Origin of the sequence: Pseudomonas sp. KB_12 (assembly GCF_052114545.1) — a bacterium.
GTDB classification, from domain to species: Bacteria; Pseudomonadota; Gammaproteobacteria; order Pseudomonadales; family Pseudomonadaceae; genus Aquipseudomonas; species Aquipseudomonas brassicacearum.
In genome coordinates this window covers 1-20,285 of record NZ_JBFREY010000015.1, presented here as the reverse complement: position 1 = coordinate 20,285, position 20,285 = coordinate 1, and the positions used below count along the sequence as shown (strand labels likewise).

Genomic DNA, 20,285 nt, shown 5'->3' with positions numbered 1-20,285 from the left:
AAGTCATTCAATGCCGCAGGTGGATCCCGAACTCTTCGACCGCGGCCAGTTCCAGGCCGAACTGGCCCTGAAGGCAAGTCCCATCTCGGCGTTCAAGAAGGCGATCCGCCAGGCCCACGAAGTGCTCGACCAGCGCTTTCGCAATGGCCGGGACATTCGGCGGCTGATCGAGGACCGTGCCTGGTTCGTCGATAACATCCTGCAAAAGGCCTGGGAGCAGTTCAACTGGAGCGAGGATGCCGACATCGCCCTGGTGGCGGTCGGCGGCTACGGGCGCGGCGAACTGCACCCCTACTCCGACATCGATCTGCTGATCCTGCTCGACAGCGCCGATCATGAAGTTTTCCGTGACTCCATCGAGCGGTTCCTGACGCTGCTGTGGGACATCGGCCTGGAAGTCGGCCAGAGCGTGCGCTCGGTGCAGGAATGCGCCGACGAGGCCCGCGCCGACCTGACGGTGATCACCAACCTGATGGAGAGCCGCACCGTCGCCGGCCCCGAGCACTTGCGCCAGCGCATGCTCGATGTCACCAGCACGGCGCACATGTGGCCCAGCAAGGACTTTTTCCTGGCCAAGCGCGCCGAGCAGAAGGCCCGCCACCACAAGTACAACGACACCGAATACAACCTGGAGCCCAACGTCAAGGGCTCGCCCGGCGGGCTGCGGGACATCCAGACGATCCTCTGGGTTGCCCGCCGCCAGTACGGCACGCTGAACCTGCGCGCCCTGGCCGGTGAAGGTTTCCTGGTGGAAAGCGAAAACGCCTTGTTGGCCTCGTCCCAGGAATTTCTGTGGAAGGTCCGCTATGCCCTGCACATGCTGGCCGGGCGCTCCGAGGACCGCCTGTTGTTCGACCACCAGCGCTCCATCGCCAGCCTGTTGGGTTTCGAAGGGCAGGATGCCAAGCAATCCATCGAAAACTTCATGCAGCAGTACTACCGCGTGGTGATGAGCATTGCCCAGCTCAGCGAACTGATCATCCAGCACTTCGAGGAAGTCATCCTCGCCCCCGAGGACGAAGAACCGCCGCAGCCGATCAACTCTCGTTTCCAACTGCACGACGGCTACATCGAAGCCCGCCACGACTATGTGTTCCGCCGCACGCCGTTCGCCATGCTGGAAATCTTCGTGCTCATGGCCCAGCAGCCGGAAATCAAGGGAGTGCGCGCCGACACCATCCGCCTGCTGCGAGAAAATCGTCATCTGATCGATGAGGATTTCCGCCACGACATCCGCAACACCAGCCTGTTCATCGAGTTGTTCAAATGCCGGATCGGCGTGCACCGCAACCTGCGGCGCATGAATCGCTATGGGATCCTCGGGCGCTATCTGCCGGAGTTCGGTTTCATCGTCGGGCAAATGCAACACGACCTGTTCCACATCTATACGGTCGATGCCCACACCCTGAACCTGATCAAGCACCTGCGTAAGCTGCAATACACCCAGGTGTCGGAGAAATTCCCGCTGGCCAGCAAGCTCATGGCCAAGTTGCCCAAGCCCGAACTGATCTACATGGCAGGGCTGTATCACGACATCGGCAAGGGCCGCCAGGGCGATCATTCCGAGATTGGTGCGGTGGATGCCGAGGCGTTCTGCCAGCGCCATCAACTGCCCCTGTGGGACAGCCGGCTGATCGTCTGGCTGGTGCAGAACCACCTGGTGATGTCTACCACTGCCCAGCGCAAGGACTTGTCCGACCCGCAGGTGATCCACGACTTCGCCCAGATCGTCGGCGATGAAACACGTCTGGACTACCTCTACGTGCTGACCGTGGCCGACATCAACGCCACCAACCCGAGCCTGTGGAATTCCTGGCGCGCCAGCCTGTTGCGCCAGCTCTACACCGAGACCAAGCGCGCCTTGCGCCGTGGCCTGGAAAACCCGGTGGACCGCGAAGAACAGATCCGTCAAACCCAAAGCGCCGCCCTGGACATCCTGGTACGCGGCGGCACCGATCCGGACGATGTCGAGCAGCTCTGGTCGCAATTGGGCGATGACTATTTCCTGCGCCACACCGCCGGCGACGTGGCCTGGCACAGCGACGCGATCCTGCAGCAACCGGCCGATGCCGGGCCGCTGGTGCTGATCAAGGAAACCACCCAGCGCGAGTTCGAGGGCGGCACGCAGATCTTCATCTACGCCCCGGACCAGCACGACTTCTTCGCCGTGACCGTGGCGGCGATGGACCAGCTCAACCTCAACATCCATGACGCCCGGGTCATCACCTCGAGCAGCCAGTTCACCCTCGACACCTACATCGTGCTCGACACCGACGGCGACTCGATTGGCGACAACCCGGCGCGGGTCAAGAAGATTCGCGACGGCCTGACCGAAGCCCTGCGCAACCCGGCGGACTACCCGACCATCATCCAGCGCCGGGTGCCGCGCCAGCTCAAGCATTTCGCCTTCGCGCCCCAGGTGACGATCCACAACGACGCCCAGCGCCAGGTCACCGTGCTGGAGCTCAGCGCCCCGGACCGCCCGGGCCTGCTGGCGCGGATCGGCCATATTTTCCTGGAGTTCGACCTGTCGCTGCAAAACGCCAAGATCGCCACCCTCGGCGAACGGGTGGAAGACGTCTTCTTCATCACCGACGCGCATAACCATCCGCTGTCCGATCCGCAACTGTGCAGCCGCCTGCAGGAAGCGATCGTGCAGCATTTGAGCGTCAACCAGGAACCCGATGCTCACATGACACGTATCAGCATCTGAACGAACAATCCCCCTCTGTGGGAGCGAGCTTGCTCGCGATAGCGACGGAGCATCCAGCATTGATGCTGCCTGACTCACCGCCATCGCGAGCAAGCTCGCTCCCACAAGGACCGCGCCCACATTGACGAGGCCCTCGATGAACAACGCTCTGAACCAGCTCCAGCCCTACCCATTCGAAAAACTCCGCGCCTTGCTTGGCAGCGTCACGCCCAACCCGGACAAACGCCCGATCGCCCTGTCCATCGGCGAACCCAAGCATCGCTCGCCCAGCTTCGTGGCTGAAGCCCTGGCCAGCAATCTGGAGAAGATGGCGGTGTACCCGACCACCCTCGGCATCCCGGAATTGCGCGAGGCCATTACCGGTTGGTGCGAGCGTCGTTTCAACGTGCCAAACGGCTGGCTGGACCCGGCGCGCCATGTGCTGCCGGTCAATGGCACCCGTGAAGCCCTGTTCGCCTTCACCCAGACCGTGGTCAACCGTGGCGACGACGCCCTGGTGGTCAGCCCGAACCCGTTCTATCAGATCTACGAAGGCGCCGCGTTCCTGGCCGGGGCCAAGCCGCACTACCTGCCGTGCCTGGACGCGAACGGCTTCAACCCGGATTTCGATGCGGTCTCGCCGGACATCTGGAAACGCTGCCAGATCCTGTTCCTGTGCTCCCCTGGCAACCCGACCGGTGCATTGATTCCGGTGGACGTGCTGAAGAAACTCATCGCCCTGGCTGACGAACATGACTTCGTCATCGCTGCGGACGAGTGCTACAGCGAACTGTACTTCGACGAACAAACCCCGCCGCCGGGGCTGCTCAGCGCCTGCGTCGAACTCGGCCGCAAGGATTTCAAGCGCTGCGTGGTGTTCCACAGCCTGTCCAAACGCTCCAACCTGCCCGGCCTGCGCTCCGGTTTCGTGGCCGGCGACGCCGACGTCCTCAAGGGCTTTTTGCTGTACCGCACCTACCACGGCTGCGCGATGCCGGTTCAGACGCAACTGGCGAGCATTGCCGCATGGAACGACGAAGTGCACGTACGCGCCAACCGCGCGCTATACCGGGAGAAATTCGACGCCGTGCTGGAGATCCTCAGCCCGGTGCTGGACGTGCAACGCCCCGATGGCAGTTTCTACCTGTGGCCGAACGTAGCCGGCGATGATGCGGCGTTCTGCCGGGACCTGTTCGAACAGGAACACGTGACCGTCGTCCCAGGCTCGTACCTGTCCCGCGATGTCGATGGCGTCAACCCAGGCGCCGGCCGCGTGCGCATGGCCCTGGTCGCGCCATTGGCTGAATGCGTGGAAGCGGCGGAGCGAATCCGCGCGTTCATCCAACGTCGGGGTTGATGGCTGTATCGATCGTTCCCACGCTCTGCGTGGGAATGCATCCCGTGACGCTCTGCGTCACATCCCCGAAGCGGAACGCGGAGCGTCCCTGGCGGCATTCCCACGCCGAGCGTGGGAACGATCCATCCGTACCGACCAACTGAGCCCCTGTACGAATCCTCAGTAATACCCGGGTTGCGCAATGCACCTATTTAGGTACACTCCATTCATGGTTGATATTGCCCCCATACTGAACGTACGTTTCTTCCGCACAGACGCCGGGAATGAGCCCGTTCGCGAATGGCTAACTGAGCTGCCTCGCGAGCATAGGCGGATGATCGGGACTGACATCAAGACCGTTCAGATTGGTTGGCCTATAGGTATGCCGGTGGTTCGCAAGCTGGACACTGGGCTATGGGAGGTCAGGATTGACCTCGCAGATACCATCGCCCGCGTTCTCTTCACTGTGGTGGGCTCTGACATGGTTCTACTCCACGCTTTCATAAAGAAAAGTCAAAAAACGCCAACCACCGACATGGCAACCGCCAAGCAGCGCAAAGCAAGACTATGAGGCACAGCACATGAACAAGCACATCGGATCTGATTTTGACGACTTCCTCGCCGAGCAAGGTATCGCCGAAGAAGTTTCCGCAGCTGCGCTCAAACGCGTTATTGCCTGGCAGATTGCCGAAGCAATGAAGCTTCAGAAAGTGACCAAAAAAGCCTTGGCACAGCGGATGCACACCAGTCGCACTGCTGTTGATCGCGCACTGGACCAGAACGATGCGGGAATGACACTGGCAACACTTGCCAGCGCAGCGCGTGCGTTGGGTCAAAGGGTGGAAGTACGGTTGGTGCCCGAGCAGGAAGAGGCTCACGCATAAGCGCTGTTGTGGCGAGGGAGCTTGCTCCCGCTGGACTGCGCAGCGGCCCCTGAAGCAGTTAACTCAATCTACCTGACATACCGCGTTGCCCGGTTTCAGGGCCGCTTCGCGCTGGAGCGCCAGCCCGGCCCAGCGGGAGCAAGCTCCCTCGCCACAGAGTTCAGTGGCCGCAGGTATTATTGCGTCAGCCAATCGATTTATCGCGAGCAAGCTCGCTCCCACAGTGGATGGGTGTTGATCACAGAACGCGTGATCGACACCAACCTCCTGTGGGAGCGAGCTTGCTCGCGATGAGGCCGGCACTTATTACATCAAGTCCGAAGCTCTACCCGATCCAGGCACTTGTTCGCCAACAACATCCCCAACTCAATCATCTGGGCGACTCCCAATGCTACATGTCGTCGCGAACCGTCCTGATCGAAGGCAAGGTCATTGAGCATTGCATTGGCCGAAGCCAGGGTTTCGCTGAGATTGGCCAGCAACACTTCGGTGTCGATACCGTCAGCCACAGTGAATAATTGTACTGAGGGCTTGGGTTCTGACTTGCTGTCGTCAGGTTTGAGGTATTGATCCAGCACACGGTCGGCTGCCTCTTGCAACTTTTCGGGTGCGTAATCGCCGTAGGGGAAAGTGGAGGCAGGTTTTGGTGGATTTGGAGTTTCTTTGATCATTTGATGCTCCTTGGGTGTTGGAGCTGCCACAAAGTCTTCTCACGGACTTAGAGAGAGTGGCAGCCGTACGCGGGGTGAGAATCCGGGTTAACACCCACCAAAAACCCGGCCATGTCGAAACATGCCCGCGCACAGCCGCCATAACACGATGTATGGACGAAACGCGCCTGCACTTTATATGGCCGGCGCCTATGCGCATAGTGGGTGTTCGGATTCTCACGTCCGGCCGCTGAATTGGCAGCGACACCCAGAGGCTAGAGCCCCCGCTTCCGACGGACAACCTTAAAAACTTGTCGGAAACTTCGGCGCGTCTGACAGACCACCATCGCTTGCTCAGACAAAAAACGAAATAAAACCGACCTCCATAGAACAACCCATTGATTTTATTGGTTTAGAAGCTCAACAGATCTCATCCAGCCCTGTTTCAAGAATCAAGCTGGCTTGAATTCGTTATTACCGGCAACCATGATCGCCCCGTCACCAGTGAACGCTGGCAGGAGTCTGGGTCCCTCTTCGGGTTGACCCAGCCACGCAGACGGGGCCAAGCAAGCTCAGTTGCGTGTCGATTGAGGCCGCCCCCTGGCCGCTCCTAACCTCCATGCGGCAGAAGCGACCGGAGACTATCCGACGCTAAACAGCTCGCTCAGCGGCACTGAGCGTCGAGCGGGCCGAGACAAAATCGACGCTGTCACCCTCGTTGTCGCTGTCTTCCACGATCGGTTCGGGCGTCGACCTTTCGACCAAGGGCAACATTCCCTCCAGCTCATCCGGATGAGCGGGACCGGCGGAAAGCCTGTCCAACGCAGCAGAAGCCTTGTCCGCCAACGGTTGGGTCATCACAGCCGTGGTCACCCAGGCGGCGAGCACCGGGGCCATCGTGGCCGTAACCGTCGCCTTGCCCGCCGCCGCAACACCCGCAGGCGAAATCCCGGCGCGCCTGGCGGCGTTGACAGCGGCGGTCTGGGCCATGCCGATCGCAGTAATACCGCCGGCCAACGCTCCGAGACCACTGACCAAGCCTGTCGGCGTAACCAAGGCTTGCAGCGATTTGCTGCCATCGCGCATCGCGTCCAGCGGCAGGCTGCCGACCCGCTTCGCAATGCCCATCGCAGCACTCCCTACGCCATAATTCTTGAGGTCCTTGTAACGCTGGTGCCAGTCTTGACGCCCCAGCAGGTATTCCGGACCAATCCGGTGTTTGGATTTATCGATGGAATGTTGCAGGTCATAAGCGGCCATGCCTGAAAGCGGAGAGCCGATGGCAGCTATCACCGAGTCCACCTTGCTGCCCGTTTGCGCATCGACGGTCTTCGTCACGACGGGTTGGATGACCGTGCGCAACACGTTTCGCGCGGAGAAGGTCTGGAAAGTCAGGCTGCCTTCGATAGCCTGGGTCGTCAGGCTCGGCTTCACCGCCTGGGCGGCTTCCTGCATGACCGGCTCCAGATCGGCATTTTCGGCCGCCAGCCACTGGGTGTCGCTGGTGGCGCGCTTGATCAGGCCATTGCCGACCGTGTCAGTGGCGCTGCTGACCAGGCCGGCAATTGCCGACAGCGCCAACGGCGCGGTAATCGAGCCATTGCCGGTCACCGCCGGGGCGAAGTCCAATGCGATGGACGCCGCGCCGAAGGGAACCGAACGAAGGAATCCAACGGTGTCATGGGACGCGCGATCCAGCCGCGTGCCTTTGGTCAGCACGGCGTCGACGCTTTCCGCGGTTTCCCCGTCATTGGCCAAGGTACGCGAACGATCGTCGATCAGTGCTTCGAAGGCCTCGCGATTGGCACCGTTTATGTGCGGCTCGAATACCCGGCTGAGCTGGGCCTTGATTGCACCAGTGCGATTTGCCAGGTCCTGTTCAGCCGAGACAGGGCCGATCGGGACGGATACGGCGGTCCTGGTGGTCGATGTCGTTGAATGGGTCGGGAGTGTTTCTTCAGTTTGATGCGTCAGCGGATGGGGTAGTGTCAGAGAGATGGAATCCATGGGCGGGTCTCTTGTGCGCGAAAGTGCTGGGTTTACCTGTGCTGTGTGGTCACCTCTTTCCTGTCGGTTCCGCCTCGTCCGATCCGTCGCGACAGTCAAGGCACTGAAAGGAACGACGTGGCATAATCGTCCGCTGATTTTCAGGACGATACCGGGAACGTTTTGGGGGAGCATTCATGCCCAAGGAAAACAAGCACTTGCAGCTTTTCGGCATCAAAGCCTGCGATACGATGAAAAAAGCGCGGACCTGGCTCGATGAGCACGCGGTGCGCTATGACTTTCACGATTACAAAACTGCCGGCATCGACCGTGAGCACCTGACCCAATGGTGCAACGAGCATGGCTGGCAAGTGGTGTTGAACCGTGCCGGTACGACCTTTCGCAAGCTCGACGACGAACGCAAAGCCGATCTCGACCAGCCGAAAGCCATCGAACTGATGCTCGCCCAACCCTCGATGATCAAGCGCCCGGTGCTTGACCTCGGTGACCGAACCCTGATTGGCTTCAAGCCAGATATTTATGCGGCAGAGATCAAGTAAGCCTGCCCAGTCCATTTTGTAGAGGTAATTTCATGTCCACTACCCTGTTCAGCCTGGCCTTCGGTGTCGGCACACAAAACCGTCAAGGCGCCTGGCTGGAAGTGTTCTACGCACAGCCGCTGCTCAACCCGTCGGCTGACATCGTCGCAGCCATCGCACCGATTCTCGGCTACAGCGACGGCAACCAGGCCATCACCTTCACCACCGCCCAGGCCTCGCAACTGGCTGAAGCGCTCAAGGGTGTCGATGCCGCGCAAGCCGCGCTGCTGACCCGCCTGGCCGAAAGCCACAAGCCGCTGGTCGCCACGCTGCTGGCCGAAGACGCCCAACTGTCTTCCACGCCTGAGGCTTACCTCAAGCTGCACCTGCTGTCCCATCGTCTGGTCAAGCCTCATGGCCTGAACCTGGCCGGCATCTTCCCTCTGCTGCCGAACGTGGCCTGGACCAGCCAGGGCGCGATCGACTTGAGCGAACTGGCCGAGCACCAGCTCGAAGCCCGCCTGCGTGGCGAGCTGCTGGAAGTGTTCTCGGTGGACAAGTTCCCGAAAATGACCGACTACGTGGTCCCAGCTGGCGTGCGCATCGCCGATGCCGCGCGGGTCCGCCTGGGCGCCTACGTGGGCGAAGGCACCACCGTAATGCACGAAGGTTTCGTCAACTTCAACGCCGGCACCGAAGGCCCGGGCATGATCGAAGGCCGTGTTTCGGCGGGCGTATTCGTCGGCAAGGGCTCGGACCTGGGCGGCGGTTGCTCGACCATGGGCACCCTGTCGGGTGGCGGCAACATCGTGATCAAGGTTGGCGAAGGCTGCCTGATCGGCGCCAACGCCGGCATCGGTATCCCGCTGGGCGACCGCAACACCGTGGAGTCGGGCCTGTACGTGACCGCCGGCACCAAAGTGAAGCTGCTGGACGAAAACAACCAACTGGTCAAAGTGGTCAAGGCCCGCGACCTGGCCGGCCAGCCCGACCTGTTGTTCCGCCGCAACTCCGAGACCGGTGCGGTGGAATGCAAGACGCACAAATCGGCCATCGAGCTGAACGAAGCACTGCACGCCCACAACTAATAAGCCGCTTCACACCCTCACCTGTGGGAGCGAGCTTTTTTTGTGGGAGCAAAGCTTGCTCGCGATGAACGATGACGCGGTCTCACCGTAAACCGTGTCGCTGCCATCGCGAGCAAGCTTTGCTCTCACAAAAAAAAGCCCGCCCTCACAGGGGCCGGCGTACCTCCAGCAGGGCCCGAAAGCATGTTGATCCAATCCCCCTGGCGCGCCGATTTCCCGGCCATCGCCGCCCTGCAACGGCAAGGCCAGACCTACCTGGACAGCGCCGCGACCACGCAAAAACCCCAAGTTCTATTGGATGCCCTGACGCATTACTACGCCAATGGCGCGGCCAACGTGCACCGGGCGCAACATTTGCCGGGCGCCCATGCCACCCAGGCGTTCGAGGACAGCCGCCTCAAGGTTTCGCAATGGCTCAATGCCGGAAACTGCGGGCAAGTGGTCTTCACCCACGGTGCCACTTCGGCGCTGAACCTACTGGCCTACGGGCTGGAGCATCTATTCAACCCGGGCGACGAGATCGTCATCAGCGCCCTGGAACACCACGCCAACCTGTTGCCGTGGCAGCAACTGGCCGAGCGCCGTTCGTTGACCCTGGTGGTGTTGCCACTGGATGCCGACGGGGTGATCGACCCTGGCGCCGCCGCCGAACTGATCGGCCCACGTACGCGCTTGCTGGCGGTGAGCCAGTTATCCAATGTGCTCGGCGCCTGGCAGCCAGTGCCGGCGCTGCTGGCGCTGGCCAAGGCCCAGGGCGCGCTGACGGTGATCGACGGCGCCCAAGGCGTGGTCCATGGTCGCCATGACGTGGAGGCGCTGGGCTGCGACTTCTACGTGTTTTCCAGCCACAAGCTCTACGGCCCCGACGGGCTGGGCGTGCTGTTTGGCCGTACCGAAGCCCTCGGCAACCTGCGTCATTGGCAGTTCGGCGGCGAAATGGTGCAACAGGCCGATTACCACAGCGCCAGCTTCCGCCCCGCGCCGCTGGGTTTCGAAGCGGGTACACCGCCGATTGCCAGCGTGATCGGTCTGGGGGCGACCCTGGATTACCTGTCCGACCTCGACCCGCAGGCGATCATCGAGCATGAGGCAGCACTGCATGACTACCTGCTCCATGGCCTGTTGGCCCGCAACGGCGTTCGCCTGGTGGGCAACCCGCGCCTGGCCCTGGTCAGTTTCGTGGTCGAAGGCATCCACAACGCCGACCTGGCGCACCTGCTGACCGAGCAAGGCATCGCCGTGCGCGCCGGACATCACTGCGCGATGCCGCTGTTCAAACATTTGAAGCTGTCCGGGGCGATCCGGGTGTCGCTGGCGCTGTACAACGACTCCGCCGATCTCGAACGTTTCTTCGAGGCCCTGGACCAGGCTCTGGAAATGCTCCGATGAACCTGCCCGCCGAGGCCGCCACAGCGCTGCAGATTTTCCAGGAAGCCTCGGGCTGGGAACAACGCGCCCGGCTGCTGATGCAATGGGGCGAGCGTTTGCCGCCTCTGAGCGACGAGGACAAGTGCGATGCCAACCTCGTCCACGGCTGTGAAAGCCAGGTGTGGTTGGTGGGTCAGTTGCACGACGGGCACTGGCGGTTCTCTGCCAGCAGCGATGCGCGGTTGATTCGTGGGCTGGTGGCGTTGCTGTTGGCGCGGGTCAATGGTTTGTCCGCAGACGAGTTGCAGCAGGTGGACTTGCCGGACTGGTTCAATCAGTTGGGATTGTCGCGGCAGTTGTCGCCGTCGCGTAGCAATGGATTGAATGCCGTCCTACAGCGGATGCGCGAATTGACGCAATAATTGTGGCGAGGGAGCTTGCTCCCGCTGGACTGCGCCCGTAGGAGCTGTGTAGGAGCTGTGTAGGAGCTGTCGAGTGCAACGAGGCTGCGATCTTTCCCCTGACACTTGAATCGCAAGCGAAAGATCAAGATCAAGATCAAGATCAAGATCAAAAGATCGCAGCCTTCGGCAGCTCCTACAGAGCCCAGCGGGAGCAAGCTCCCTCGCCACAAGAGCGGTCACTGTTCGGGCTTGACCCTGTCCGCCGGCCGCCGCACGCCCGCCACGATCTTATCCACAGCCTTTGTCGCCGCGACCATGCCGAACGTCGCCGTGACCATCATCACCGCGCCGAACCCACCAGCGCAGTCGAGCTTGACGCCGTCGCCGACAAAACTCTTCTGCAAGCAAATGCTGCCGTCCGGTTTCGGGTAGCGCAGTTGTTCGGTGGAGAACACGCAAGGCACGCTGTAGTGGCGGGTCACGGTGCGGGAAAAACCGTAGTCGCGGCGCAAGGTGGAGCGCACCTTGGAGGCCAGCGGATCGTTGAACGTACGGTTCAAGTCGCAGACCTGGATCAGCGTCGGGTCGATCTGCCCGCCCGCGCCGCCGGTGGTGATGATCTGGATCTTGCGGCGCTTGCACCAGGCGATCAGCGCAGCCTTGGCGTTGACGCTGTCGATGCAGTCGATCACGCAGTCGATGTTCGGCGTGATGTACTCGGCCATGGTGTCGCGGGTGACAAAGTCGGCCACCGCATGCACGGTGCAGTCGGGGTTGATCCCACGCAGCCGCTCGGCCATGACCTCGACCTTGGGCTTGCCAACGGTGCTGTCCAGGGCATGCAACTGGCGGTTGGCGTTGCTGACGCAGACATCGTCCAGGTCGAACAGCGAGATCTCGCCCACGCCGCAACGGGCGATGGCTTCCGCCGCCCAGGAGCCGACACCGCCAACCCCGACAATCGCCACATGGGCCGCCCGCAGGCGCTCCAGGCCTTCGATGCCATACAAACGGGCGATGCCGGCAAACCGTGGATCTTCTGTACTCATGACCATTACCCCAAAAACCGGCGCGCATTATAGGGCTTTGCCGTGGCAATTCGAGCTGTTCGCGAATTGAATCCCACCAATTTCCCCTTGTGGGAGCGAGCTTGCTCGCGATAGCGGTGTGTCAGTCAACACCAGCGCTACTGATCCACCGCCATCGCGAGCAAGCTCGCTCCCACAGGTTTTGTGTTCCACCTGTCCCCCGCCAGGGGCCCATGGTGGTCGTTTTGCTATAAGATAACCGCCATTTTGCGCGAGCCAGCCCGCGCCTGCACAAGCCTTGCGTTCACACTATATTCCCGGAGCTTTCATGACGGCCCACGCCGACCTCTCGCCGACCCTGCAACTCGCCTGCGACCTGATCCGCCGTCCGTCCGTGACGCCGGTGGATGCCGATTGCCAGAAACTGATGATGCAGCGCCTGGGCAACGCGGGCTTTACGCTCGAGCCGATGCGCATCGAGGATGTGGATAACTTCTGGGCCAGCCATGGCAAACATGACGGTCCGGTGCTGTGCTTCGCCGGGCACACCGACGTGGTGCCAACCGGTCCGGTGCAGGCCTGGCAGCTCGACCCGTTCGATGCGGTCATCGACGAACAGGGCATGCTCTGCGGCCGTGGCGCGGCAGACATGAAAGGCAGCCTGGCGGCGATGGTGGTGGCGGCCGAACGGTTCGTCGCCGACTACCCGGACCACAAGGGCTCGCTGACCTTCCTGATCACCAGCGATGAGGAAGGCCCGGCCCACCACGGCACCAAAGCCGTGATCGAGCGCCTCAAGGCCCGCCAGGAGCGACTGGACTGGTGCATCGTCGGCGAGCCGTCGAGCACCACGCTGGTGGGGGACGTGGTCAAGAATGGCCGACGTGGTTCCCTCGGCGCGAAGTTGACCGTGCGCGGCAAGCAAGGCCACGTGGCTTATCCACACCTGGCGAAGAACCCGATCCACCTGGCCGCGCCCGCCTTGGCCGAACTGGCCGCCGAGCATTGGGACCATGGCAACGACTTCTTCCCGCCGACCAGTTTCCAGATCTCCAACCTCAACTCCGGCACCGGCGCGACCAACGTGATCCCCGGTGACCTGGTGGCGGTGTTCAACTTCCGCTTTTCCACCGAATCCACCGTCGAAGGCCTGCAACAGCGCGTTGCCGATATCCTCGACAAGCATCAGCTGGACTGGCACATCGACTGGGCGCTGTCCGGCCTGCCATTCCTCACCGAACCCGGTGCGCTGCTCGACGCCGTATCGTCGAGCATCAAGGACGTCACCGGGCGCGAGACCCAGGCGTCCACCAGCGGCGGCACGTCCGACGGTCGCTTCATCGCCACCATGGGCACGCAAGTGGTGGAACTGGGGCCGGTCAACGCGACCATCCACCAGGTCAACGAACGCGTGCTGGCCGCCGATCTCGATGTGCTGACCGAGATCTACTACAAGACGCTGATCAAGTTGCTCGCCTGATGCTCGCCTGCCCGATCTGCAGTGAACCGCTGAACGCGGTGGACAACGGTGTGGTGTGCCCGGCCGGCCACCGCTTCGACCGCGCGCGGCAGGGTTACCTGAACCTGCTGCCGGTGCAGCACAAGAACAGCCGCGACCCCGGCGACAACCAGGCGATGGTCGAAGCCCGCCGCGATTTCCTCAACGCCGGGCACTATGCCCCGGTCGCCCGGCGCCTGGCGGAACTGGCCGCCGAACGCGCGCCCGGGCGCTGGCTGGACATCGGCTGTGGCGAGGGCTACTACACCGCGCAGATCGCCGAAGCGTTGCCCCAGGCCGATGGCTATGCCCTGGACATTTCCCGCGAGGCGGTCAAGCGCGCCTGCAAACGCAACCCGCAGCTGACCTGGTTGATCGCCAGCATGGCCCGGGTGCCGCTGGAGGACGGCTGCTGCCAGTTCCTGGCCAGTGTGTTCAGCCCGCTGGACTGGCAGGAGGCCAAGCGCTTGCTCAGCCCCGGCGGCGGCCTGATGAAAGTCGGCCCCACCGCCGGCCACCTGATGGAATTGCGCGAGCGCCTGTACGACGAGGTGCGCGAATACACCGACGACAAGCACCTGGCCCTGGTGCCGCCGGGCATGGTGCTGGATCACAGCGAAACCCTCGAATTCAAGCTGACCCTCGACAGTGGCCAGGACCGCGCCAACCTGCTGGCCATGACGCCCCACGGCTGGCGCGCCAGTGCCGAACGCCGTGCCAGCGTGATCGAGCAGGCCGAGCCGTTCCAGGTCACGGTGTCGATGCGCTACGATTATTTCGTTCTTCAATAACCTTTTGATTCCGGGCCCGGGCAACCGCTCGGGCCCCGTTAAATCCGCGAATGGATTTTTCAAGACCGCAGCGAGGACATCCATGCGCCAACCCGATATCGAGATTTACCTCAAAGACGCCGACGTCGACCACAAGGCCATCGCCGCCTGGCTCGGCCAGGCCCTGGGCCCGTGCAGCGACTGGGTGCAGAAAGGCCAGACCTACAAGTGCAAGGCCGGCAATATTCCAGTGACCTGGCTGCCCAAGGCCGTGGGCAAATGGAACAGCCTGTACCTGGAAAGTGACCAGACCCCGTGGGAAGACGACATCGCCTGCGCCCGCGCCGCCTTCGTCGCACTGAACGTCGAAGTGCGCTGCGCGCCTGGGTCATGGGTTGAGGAAGAAGGTGAGGAATCGGCAGATCGCTGGATTCGCATCAGCGCCGATGGGGAAGAAGAGATTACCTGGAAGACGGCGTGACACCCGTCTCAGGTGCAGCCTAGATCCAAATGTGGGAGCACTGTGGGAGCAAAGCTTGCTCGCGATGGCTGAAGTACATTCAACATTGGTGCAAGCCGACCGGGCGCTATCGCGAGCAAGCTTTGCTCCCACAGGGCATCTACTATGGCTTCCAGCGTGGGATTACAACCCCACCACATCCTCAGCCTGCAAGCCCTTCTGCCCTTCCACGACCGCGTACTCGACCTGCTGGCCTTCGGTCAGTGAACGGTGGCCTTCGCCGCGGATGGCGCGGTAATGCACGAACACATCCGCCCCGCCTTCACGCTGAATGAAGCCGTAACCCTTCGCGTCGTTGAACCACTTCACACTGCCGGTTTCCCGTGCTGCCATGATGCTCACTCCCATTTTTATTTTTTGAGTCGGCTTTTCCCGCCCAACCGCAAAAGGCAAAGCCGTACGAACTTTAGCCACCACCCGGCCGTCCATAAGGGAGGCCGTGGCAGGCACTGGCCGAGTATATGACACCCGGAAAAACTCTCAACTGACTTTACTTCGGCGCTTTTTTGCCGATTTTCGGCGAATCCGGCACACTGGCGCCCGCCCTATCCCATTCACTCATGCAGAAGCCGTATGACCCGCTCCCCGTTCCGCCGTCTTGTGTTTGGCACCCTGCGCCGACTGTTGTACCTCTGGGTTCGCTCAGAGACGATCAACCAGTCGTCCTTCACCCTCAACCTCGACCGCAGTCGTCCGGTGTTCTACGTCCTGCAAGATCCTTCGCTCACTGACCTGGCGGTGCTCGACACCGAATGCACCAAGGCCGGCCTGCCACGTCCGGTGCTGCCGGTCTCGGTGGGCAACCTGCTGGAACCGGCGGCGTTTTTCTACCTGACGCCGGCGCCGGACTGGATCGGGCGCCAGGACAAGCGCGGTGCGCCGCCTACCCTGACGCGGCTGGTCAACGCCCTCACCCACAACGCTGCCGAAGACGCCCAGATCATCCCCGTCAGCGTGTTCTGGGGGCAGTCGCCCGACAGCGAATCCAGCCCCTGGAAGCTGTTGTTCGCCGACAGCTGGGCCGTCACCGGGCGCCTGCGTCGTCTGTTGAGCATCATGATTCTGGGGCGCAAGACCCGCGTGCAATTCTCCGCGCCGATCCACCTGCGCGAGCTGATCGAACACGACAAGGGCCACGAACGCACCGTTCGCATGGCCCAGCGGATCCTGCGGGTGCACTTCCGCAATCTGAAAGCAGCGGTCATCGGCCCCGACATTTCCCACCGGCGCAACCTGGTCAAGGGCCTGTTGAACCAGCCGCTGGTCAAGCAGGCGATTGCCGAGCAAGCCGAGCGGGAAAATATCTCCGCCGAAAAAGCCAAGGCCCAGGCCCTGCGCTACGGCAACGAGATCGCCTCGGACTACACCTACACCGCGATCCGCTTCCTGGAAGTGGTGCTGAGTTGGTTCTGGAACAAGATCTACGACGGCATCAAGGTCAACCACATCGAAGGCGTGCAGAAGGTCGCCCAAGGCCACGAAGTCATCTACGTGCCGTGCCACCGCAGTCACATCGACTACCTGCTGCTGTCGTACCTGCTGTTTCGCAACGGCTTGACGCCGCCGCACATCGCCGCCGGCATCAACCTCAACATGCCGGTGATCGGCGGCCTGCTGCGCCGTGGCGGGGCGTTCTTCATGCGTCGCACCTTCAAGGGCAACCCGCTCTACACCGCCGTGTTCAACGAATACCTGCACACGTTGTTCACCAAAGGCTTTCCGGTGGAGTACTTCGTCGAGGGCGGGCGTTCGCGCACAGGGCGCATGCTGCAACCCAAGACCGGCATGCTCGCCATCACCCTGCGCAGCTTCCTGCGCTCCTCGCGCATGCCCATCGTGTTCGTGCCGGTCTACATCGGTTATGAGCGCGTACTGGAAGGCCGCACCTACCTGGGCGAACTGCGTGGGGCCAGCAAGAAAAAAGAATCGATCTTCGACATCTTCAAGGTCATCGGCGCCCTCAAGCAACGCTTCGGTCAGGTGGCGGTGAACTTCGGCGAACCGATCAAGCTGGCGGAATTCCTCGACGGCGAACAGCCGGATTGGCGCCAACAGGAACTGGGCCCGCAATTCAAACCGGCCTGGCTCAACGCGACCACCAACCGCCTCGGCGAGCGCGTGGCCCGGCACCTGAACGAAGCCGCGGCCATCAACCCGGTCAACCTCGTCGCCCTGGCGCTGCTGTCCACCAGCCGCCTGGCCCTGGACGACCGCGCCATGGCCCGGGTGCTCGACCTGTACCTGGCGTTGCTGCGCAAGGTCCCGTACTCGCCCCACACCACCCTGCCCGAAGGCGATGGCCGGGCACTGATCGAACATGTAAAAGGCATGGACCTGCTGTCGGAACAGAGCGATGCCCTGGGCAAGATTCTGTACCTGGATGAGCAGAACGCGGTACTGATGACCTACTACCGTAACAACGTCCTGCACATCTTCGCCCTGCCGGCGTTGCTGGCGAGCTTCTTCCAGAGCAGCTCGCGCATGAGCCGCGAGCAGATCCTGCGCTACACCCACGCGTTGTACCCGTACCTGCAATCGGAGCTGTTCATTCGCTGGTCGCTGGAAGAACTGGATGGCGTGGTCGACCAGTGGCTCGAAGCATTCGTCGAGCAGGGCCTGCTGCGTTTCGAAAATGACCTGTACCTGCGCCCGGCGCCGAGTTCGCGGCACTTCGTGCTGCTGACCCTACTGTCAAAAAGCATCGCCCAGACCTTGCAGCGCTTCTACATGACCGTCTCGCTGCTGCTCAACAGCGGCCAGAACACCATCAGCGCCGAAGAACTGGAAGACCTCTGCACCGTCATGGCCCAGCGCCTGTCGATCCTGCATGGCCTGAATGCGCCGGAGTTCTTCGACAAGAGCCTGTTCCGCCACTTCATCCAGACCATGCTCGACCTCGATGTGCTGCACCGCGACGAGGCTGGCAAACTCAGCTACCACGAGCTGCTGGGCGAACTGGCCGAAGGCGCGGCCAAGCGGGTGCTGCCAGCGGAAATTCGCCTGTCGATTCGCCAGGTGGCGTTGCATCGCAGTGAAGATGCCGCGGACGTCGCCGTCAGCCCCGACAGTTGAAGGCTGCCGATCACTCACCGAGAAACATGGAACAGTTCCGGTGAGTTTGATCGGGCAGCCAGCGAGTATTCCGACGCTGCCGAGCGGCTAAAGCGACGTCAAACGAAGAAAAGACCTACAGAGAACTCTTGAGCAGGCCTCTAGGATGGGCTCACGTCGATGTCGACGTACTGAAAAGGAATTCAGCATGAGCCTACACACCATTACAGCATCCATTCACCTGCCTGACGGCTATGAACTGCCTGAAAGCGGTGGTACTCACATCAGCTTCACAACACCGCATACCTCCGGTGGCAGTGGCTCCAACCAAATACCTAAAATGCCATGGATCGTCAGCCTGACCGTTGATGGCGATGTTGCCACCAAAGGGGAAGAGTTTTCGCTGAAAGTGCAAATCAATGGCCCGACCCCAGTGTTTCTTGATACCCCACACACCTTCATCTGGAACGGTGGTGATCAGGAAGTTGATGTCAATCTGACCCTTGCGCCCGTGTCGAACACCGAAAACACTCAGCCACTCTCGTTTGGTTCCTGAGTCCGCAACGTTCAATTGGATATGAGGCAACCCCTCCAATCTCTTCGACGCCAGCATGTTGCTGGTGTCATCCAGCGCCACTGACGGCAAAAAACTTAATATAAGGACATTACGATGAACCACTACAACCTTTCTTGCATCGCCCACTACCTGGAAAAAATCAGCCTGGCTCCCAACTCGACTCTCTATGCGTCCCTTGAAGACATCAGTGTCGCCGACGCGCCGGCTGAAACCGTTGCGACTTGCGTGATTAACAACGCCGAAACCGCAGGCCTGGCCTTCGAACTCCTAGTGCCGGCATCGGCTGTCATCGAAAATCATACCTATGTGGTCAGGGCGCGTATCGAAACGGAAGGGGAACTGCGCTTTACCACTAAAATGGATCATACCGTCGACCCTCGCGGCAATTACTTGAAGGCGATCGAGATACTGATGTCTTCGGTTTAATACCTATGCTCCATAAACCCACCTATCAAGAATAGGCAACGTGTTTGGCGTTTGAGTTTCACCCATCGAGGGGTGGAAGAATCGTCTGGGCGGTGATGCTTCGGCTGGATTTTTACCTCTCGATGCTCCAGATTCGCTTTGGCGCCCACACGTTGCCAGGTCAAAGCAAAAAGGAACTTCCAAATGAAAAAGCTCGTTCTGCTCGCATTCTTTTCCTTACTGGCCGCATGCCAATCAGCAACGCCACCCGCCGCCTCCGTCGCGAGCCTCGATGGCGAAGTGTTCTATCTGCAACGCATCGCCCTGCCGCCCAACGCGACCTTGAGCGTGAGCCTGCAGGACGTTTCCCTGGCCGACGCCCCTGCGGTGGTGCTCGATGAGCAGAGCGGCCCGATCAAAGGCCAGGTCCCGCTGCCGTTCCACCTCAGTTATGATCCAGCCCAGGTCAAGCCCGGCCATCGTTATGCCGTGAGCGCCCGCATCGAAGTGGACGGCCAGTTGATGTTCATCACCACCGAACAACACGCCGTGCAACTCGATGGCAAGGATCCGCAGCCGTTGAAGATCCGCGTCAACGCCGCACGCTGATTCCTTTTTCCAACTTTTTCAAGGACGCCATCATGCTTCGCTCAACCTTCCGTTTCACCGGCCTGTGCGCAGGCCTGCTGATCTGCGCCAATGCCATGGCCCTGTCCCTGGGCGACCTGTCGCAAAAAGACGCCACGGGCGGTCTCAAGGACGCCTTGACCCAAGGCGCGCAGGTAGCGGTCAAGCAACTGGGTACCCCCGGCGGCTTCAGCAACAACCCGGATGTGAAGATCGAACTGCCAGGCAAGCTGGGCAAAGTCGCCAGCAAGATGAAAGCCTTCGGCATGGGTGACCAGGTCGATCAACTGGAAACCAGCATGAACCAGGCCGCCGAAGCTGCGGTGGTCCAGGCCCAGCCGATCCTGGTCAATGCTGTGAAGAACATGAGCGTGGACGATGCCAAGGGCATTCTCAGCGGCGGCCAAGACTCCGCCACGCAATACTTGAACAAGAGCAGCCGCGAGCAGATCCGCGCCAAGTTCCTGCCGATTGTCAAGCAAGCCACCGACAAGGTCGGCCTGGCGCAGAAATACAATGCTTTCGCCGGCCAGGCCGCGACCTTCGGCGTGCTGGACGCCAAGAGCTCCAACATCGAAAACTACGTGACCGAGCAGGCGCTGGACGGGTTGTTCGAGATGATCGGCAAGCAGGAAGCCACCATTCGCCAGAACCCGGCGGCTGCGGCGACCAGTTTGGCGAAGAAGGTTTTCGGCACCCTCTAAGCCTCAATCCAAAACAACTGTGGGAGCGAGCTTGCTCGCGATGAACACACTGTCTATCTGACAAACCACAATCCTGTGGCGAGGGAGCTTGCTCCCGCTGGGCTGCGCAGCGGCCCCAAGCTTTTGCGGTTGCTGCGCAACCGAGCGGGAGCAAGCTC

20 protein-coding genes are annotated in these 20,285 nt (G+C 61.5%); 16 read left to right on the top strand and 4 right to left on the bottom strand.

The window, feature by feature from the left end; genetic code table 11:
- The first annotated feature begins 10 nt into the window (after positions 1 to 10).
- From AB4Z20_RS13950 to AB4Z20_RS13935, 4 genes are all read left to right on the top strand, one after another.
- A complete protein-coding gene (locus AB4Z20_RS13950) occupies positions 11 to 2,713 on the top strand; it encodes a [protein-PII] uridylyltransferase (RefSeq protein WP_253471867.1) in 2,703 nt (900 codons plus the stop codon).
- A gap of 136 nt (positions 2,714 to 2,849) precedes the next feature.
- On the top strand, positions 2,850 to 4,049 hold the full coding sequence (gene dapC / locus AB4Z20_RS13945; protein WP_253471865.1) for a succinyldiaminopimelate transaminase: 1,200 nt from the start codon (positions 2,850 to 2,852) through the stop codon (positions 4,047 to 4,049).
- Between the two features lie 208 nt (positions 4,050 to 4,257).
- On the top strand, positions 4,258 to 4,599 hold the full coding sequence (locus AB4Z20_RS13940; RefSeq protein WP_253471863.1) for a type II toxin-antitoxin system RelE/ParE family toxin: 342 nt from the start codon (positions 4,258 to 4,260) through the stop codon (positions 4,597 to 4,599).
- Between the two features lie 10 nt (positions 4,600 to 4,609).
- Positions 4,610 to 4,912 carry an XRE family transcriptional regulator gene (locus AB4Z20_RS13935; protein ID WP_057448352.1) on the top strand — a complete coding sequence of 101 codons (303 nt, stop codon included), beginning with the start codon at positions 4,610 to 4,612 and terminating at the stop codon, positions 4,910 to 4,912.
- Positions 4,913 to 5,223: 311 nt separating this feature from the next.
- Here AB4Z20_RS13935 and AB4Z20_RS13930 read toward each other — a convergent pair whose 3' ends face one another.
- Positions 5,224 to 5,583 carry a DUF6124 family protein gene (locus tag AB4Z20_RS13930; protein WP_024617046.1) on the bottom strand — a complete coding sequence of 120 codons (360 nt, stop codon included), beginning with the start codon at positions 5,581 to 5,583 and terminating at the stop codon, positions 5,224 to 5,226.
- Between the two features lie 630 nt (positions 5,584 to 6,213).
- Entirely contained in the window at positions 6,214 to 7,569 is a 1,356-nt protein-coding gene (locus AB4Z20_RS13925) for a type III effector protein RopAA (RefSeq protein ID WP_442090117.1), read from the bottom strand.
- Positions 7,570 to 7,745: 176 nt separating this feature from the next.
- Between AB4Z20_RS13925 and AB4Z20_RS13920 the strand changes: the two genes are divergently transcribed.
- The 4 genes from AB4Z20_RS13920 to AB4Z20_RS13905 all read left to right on the top strand — a co-directional run bounded on the left by AB4Z20_RS13920 (position 7,746) and on the right by AB4Z20_RS13905 (position 10,965).
- Positions 7,746 to 8,108 (top strand): ArsC family reductase, encoded by a 363-nt coding sequence (locus AB4Z20_RS13920; RefSeq protein ID WP_014336784.1) that lies wholly within the window; start codon positions 7,746 to 7,748, stop codon positions 8,106 to 8,108.
- A gap of 32 nt (positions 8,109 to 8,140) precedes the next feature.
- Positions 8,141 to 9,175 carry a 2,3,4,5-tetrahydropyridine-2,6-dicarboxylate N-succinyltransferase gene (dapD, locus tag AB4Z20_RS13915; protein WP_214511379.1) on the top strand — a complete coding sequence of 345 codons (1,035 nt, stop codon included), beginning with the start codon at positions 8,141 to 8,143 and terminating at the stop codon, positions 9,173 to 9,175.
- Between the two features lie 183 nt (positions 9,176 to 9,358).
- Positions 9,359 to 10,564 (top strand): aminotransferase class V-fold PLP-dependent enzyme, encoded by a 1,206-nt coding sequence (locus AB4Z20_RS13910; RefSeq protein WP_214511378.1) that lies wholly within the window; start codon positions 9,359 to 9,361, stop codon positions 10,562 to 10,564.
- The gene (locus AB4Z20_RS13905) at positions 10,561 to 10,965 is read left to right on the top strand and encodes a SufE family protein (protein ID WP_442090116.1); all 405 of its coding nucleotides are present in this window, start codon (positions 10,561 to 10,563) and stop codon (positions 10,963 to 10,965) included. Before AB4Z20_RS13910 ends, AB4Z20_RS13905 begins: the two co-directional genes overlap by 4 nt.
- Positions 10,966 to 11,183: 218 nt before the next feature.
- Here AB4Z20_RS13905 and tcdA read toward each other — a convergent pair whose 3' ends face one another.
- Positions 11,184 to 11,996, bottom strand: coding sequence for a tRNA cyclic N6-threonylcarbamoyladenosine(37) synthase TcdA (gene tcdA / locus AB4Z20_RS13900; protein WP_018603749.1), 813 nt, complete (start codon positions 11,994 to 11,996; stop codon positions 11,184 to 11,186).
- Positions 11,997 to 12,303: 307 nt separating this feature from the next.
- Here tcdA and dapE point away from each other — a divergent pair, with 307 nt between their 5' ends.
- The 3 genes from dapE (at position 12,304) to AB4Z20_RS13885 (ending at position 14,724) form a co-directional block, all read left to right on the top strand.
- Positions 12,304 to 13,455 carry a succinyl-diaminopimelate desuccinylase gene (gene dapE, locus AB4Z20_RS13895; RefSeq protein ID WP_014336780.1) on the top strand — a complete coding sequence of 384 codons (1,152 nt, stop codon included), beginning with the start codon at positions 12,304 to 12,306 and terminating at the stop codon, positions 13,453 to 13,455.
- A complete protein-coding gene (locus AB4Z20_RS13890; protein ID WP_442090115.1) occupies positions 13,455 to 14,264 on the top strand; it encodes a putative RNA methyltransferase in 810 nt (269 codons plus the stop codon). Before dapE ends, AB4Z20_RS13890 begins: the two co-directional genes overlap by 1 nt.
- Positions 14,265 to 14,346: 82 nt before the next feature.
- Positions 14,347 to 14,724: a hypothetical protein gene (locus AB4Z20_RS13885; protein WP_053178293.1), complete on the top strand. Its 378-nt coding sequence runs from the start codon at positions 14,347 to 14,349 to the stop codon at positions 14,722 to 14,724.
- A gap of 162 nt (positions 14,725 to 14,886) precedes the next feature.
- Here AB4Z20_RS13885 and AB4Z20_RS13880 read toward each other — a convergent pair whose 3' ends face one another.
- Complete coding sequence (locus AB4Z20_RS13880; protein ID WP_003198198.1) at positions 14,887 to 15,096, bottom strand: cold shock domain-containing protein; 210 nt, start codon at positions 15,094 to 15,096, stop codon at positions 14,887 to 14,889.
- A 240-nt stretch (positions 15,097 to 15,336) separates the two neighbouring features.
- Here AB4Z20_RS13880 and plsB point away from each other — a divergent pair, with 240 nt between their 5' ends.
- The 5 genes from plsB (at position 15,337) to AB4Z20_RS13855 (ending at position 20,127) form a co-directional block, all read left to right on the top strand.
- Positions 15,337 to 17,835 (top strand): glycerol-3-phosphate 1-O-acyltransferase PlsB, encoded by a 2,499-nt coding sequence (gene plsB, locus AB4Z20_RS13875; RefSeq protein ID WP_253471847.1) that lies wholly within the window; start codon positions 15,337 to 15,339, stop codon positions 17,833 to 17,835.
- A 187-nt stretch (positions 17,836 to 18,022) separates the two neighbouring features.
- Positions 18,023 to 18,370 (top strand): hypothetical protein, encoded by a 348-nt coding sequence (locus AB4Z20_RS13870; protein ID WP_024617053.1) that lies wholly within the window; start codon positions 18,023 to 18,025, stop codon positions 18,368 to 18,370.
- A 114-nt stretch (positions 18,371 to 18,484) separates the two neighbouring features.
- Positions 18,485 to 18,817, top strand: coding sequence for a YbaY family lipoprotein (locus AB4Z20_RS13865; protein WP_253471844.1), 333 nt, complete (start codon positions 18,485 to 18,487; stop codon positions 18,815 to 18,817).
- Positions 18,818 to 19,000: 183 nt separating this feature from the next.
- Positions 19,001 to 19,405: a YbaY family lipoprotein gene (locus AB4Z20_RS13860; protein WP_018603764.1), complete on the top strand. Its 405-nt coding sequence runs from the start codon at positions 19,001 to 19,003 to the stop codon at positions 19,403 to 19,405.
- Positions 19,406 to 19,437: 32 nt separating this feature from the next.
- Positions 19,438 to 20,127 (top strand): DUF4197 domain-containing protein, encoded by a 690-nt coding sequence (locus AB4Z20_RS13855; RefSeq protein ID WP_258690427.1) that lies wholly within the window; start codon positions 19,438 to 19,440, stop codon positions 20,125 to 20,127.
- The last annotated feature ends 158 nt before the right edge of the window (positions 20,128 to 20,285 follow it).

Coding starts and splice junctions, on each gene's coding strand:
- AB4Z20_RS13950 (WP_253471867.1), top strand. CDS start 11: ATGCCGCAGGTGGATCCCGAACTCTTCGACCGCGGCCAGTTCCAGGCC.
- dapC (WP_253471865.1), top strand. CDS start 2,850: ATGAACAACGCTCTGAACCAGCTCCAGCCCTACCCATTCGAAAAACTC.
- AB4Z20_RS13940 (WP_253471863.1), top strand. CDS start 4,258: ATGGTTGATATTGCCCCCATACTGAACGTACGTTTCTTCCGCACAGAC.
- AB4Z20_RS13935 (WP_057448352.1), top strand. CDS start 4,610: ATGAACAAGCACATCGGATCTGATTTTGACGACTTCCTCGCCGAGCAA.
- AB4Z20_RS13930 (WP_024617046.1), bottom strand. CDS start 5,583: ATGATCAAAGAAACTCCAAATCCACCAAAACCTGCCTCCACTTTCCCC.
- AB4Z20_RS13925 (WP_442090117.1), bottom strand. CDS start 7,569: ATGGATTCCATCTCTCTGACACTACCCCATCCGCTGACGCATCAAACT.
- AB4Z20_RS13920 (WP_014336784.1), top strand. CDS start 7,746: ATGCCCAAGGAAAACAAGCACTTGCAGCTTTTCGGCATCAAAGCCTGC.
- dapD (WP_214511379.1), top strand. CDS start 8,141: ATGTCCACTACCCTGTTCAGCCTGGCCTTCGGTGTCGGCACACAAAAC.
- AB4Z20_RS13910 (WP_214511378.1), top strand. CDS start 9,359: ATGTTGATCCAATCCCCCTGGCGCGCCGATTTCCCGGCCATCGCCGCC.
- AB4Z20_RS13905 (WP_442090116.1), top strand. CDS start 10,561: ATGAACCTGCCCGCCGAGGCCGCCACAGCGCTGCAGATTTTCCAGGAA.
- tcdA (WP_018603749.1), bottom strand. CDS start 11,996: ATGAGTACAGAAGATCCACGGTTTGCCGGCATCGCCCGTTTGTATGGC.
- dapE (WP_014336780.1), top strand. CDS start 12,304: ATGACGGCCCACGCCGACCTCTCGCCGACCCTGCAACTCGCCTGCGAC.
- AB4Z20_RS13890 (WP_442090115.1), top strand. CDS start 13,455: ATGCTCGCCTGCCCGATCTGCAGTGAACCGCTGAACGCGGTGGACAAC.
- AB4Z20_RS13885 (WP_053178293.1), top strand. CDS start 14,347: ATGCGCCAACCCGATATCGAGATTTACCTCAAAGACGCCGACGTCGAC.
- AB4Z20_RS13880 (WP_003198198.1), bottom strand. CDS start 15,096: ATGGCAGCACGGGAAACCGGCAGTGTGAAGTGGTTCAACGACGCGAAG.
- plsB (WP_253471847.1), top strand. CDS start 15,337: ATGACCCGCTCCCCGTTCCGCCGTCTTGTGTTTGGCACCCTGCGCCGA.
- AB4Z20_RS13870 (WP_024617053.1), top strand. CDS start 18,023: ATGAGCCTACACACCATTACAGCATCCATTCACCTGCCTGACGGCTAT.
- AB4Z20_RS13865 (WP_253471844.1), top strand. CDS start 18,485: ATGAACCACTACAACCTTTCTTGCATCGCCCACTACCTGGAAAAAATC.
- AB4Z20_RS13860 (WP_018603764.1), top strand. CDS start 19,001: ATGAAAAAGCTCGTTCTGCTCGCATTCTTTTCCTTACTGGCCGCATGC.
- AB4Z20_RS13855 (WP_258690427.1), top strand. CDS start 19,438: ATGCTTCGCTCAACCTTCCGTTTCACCGGCCTGTGCGCAGGCCTGCTG.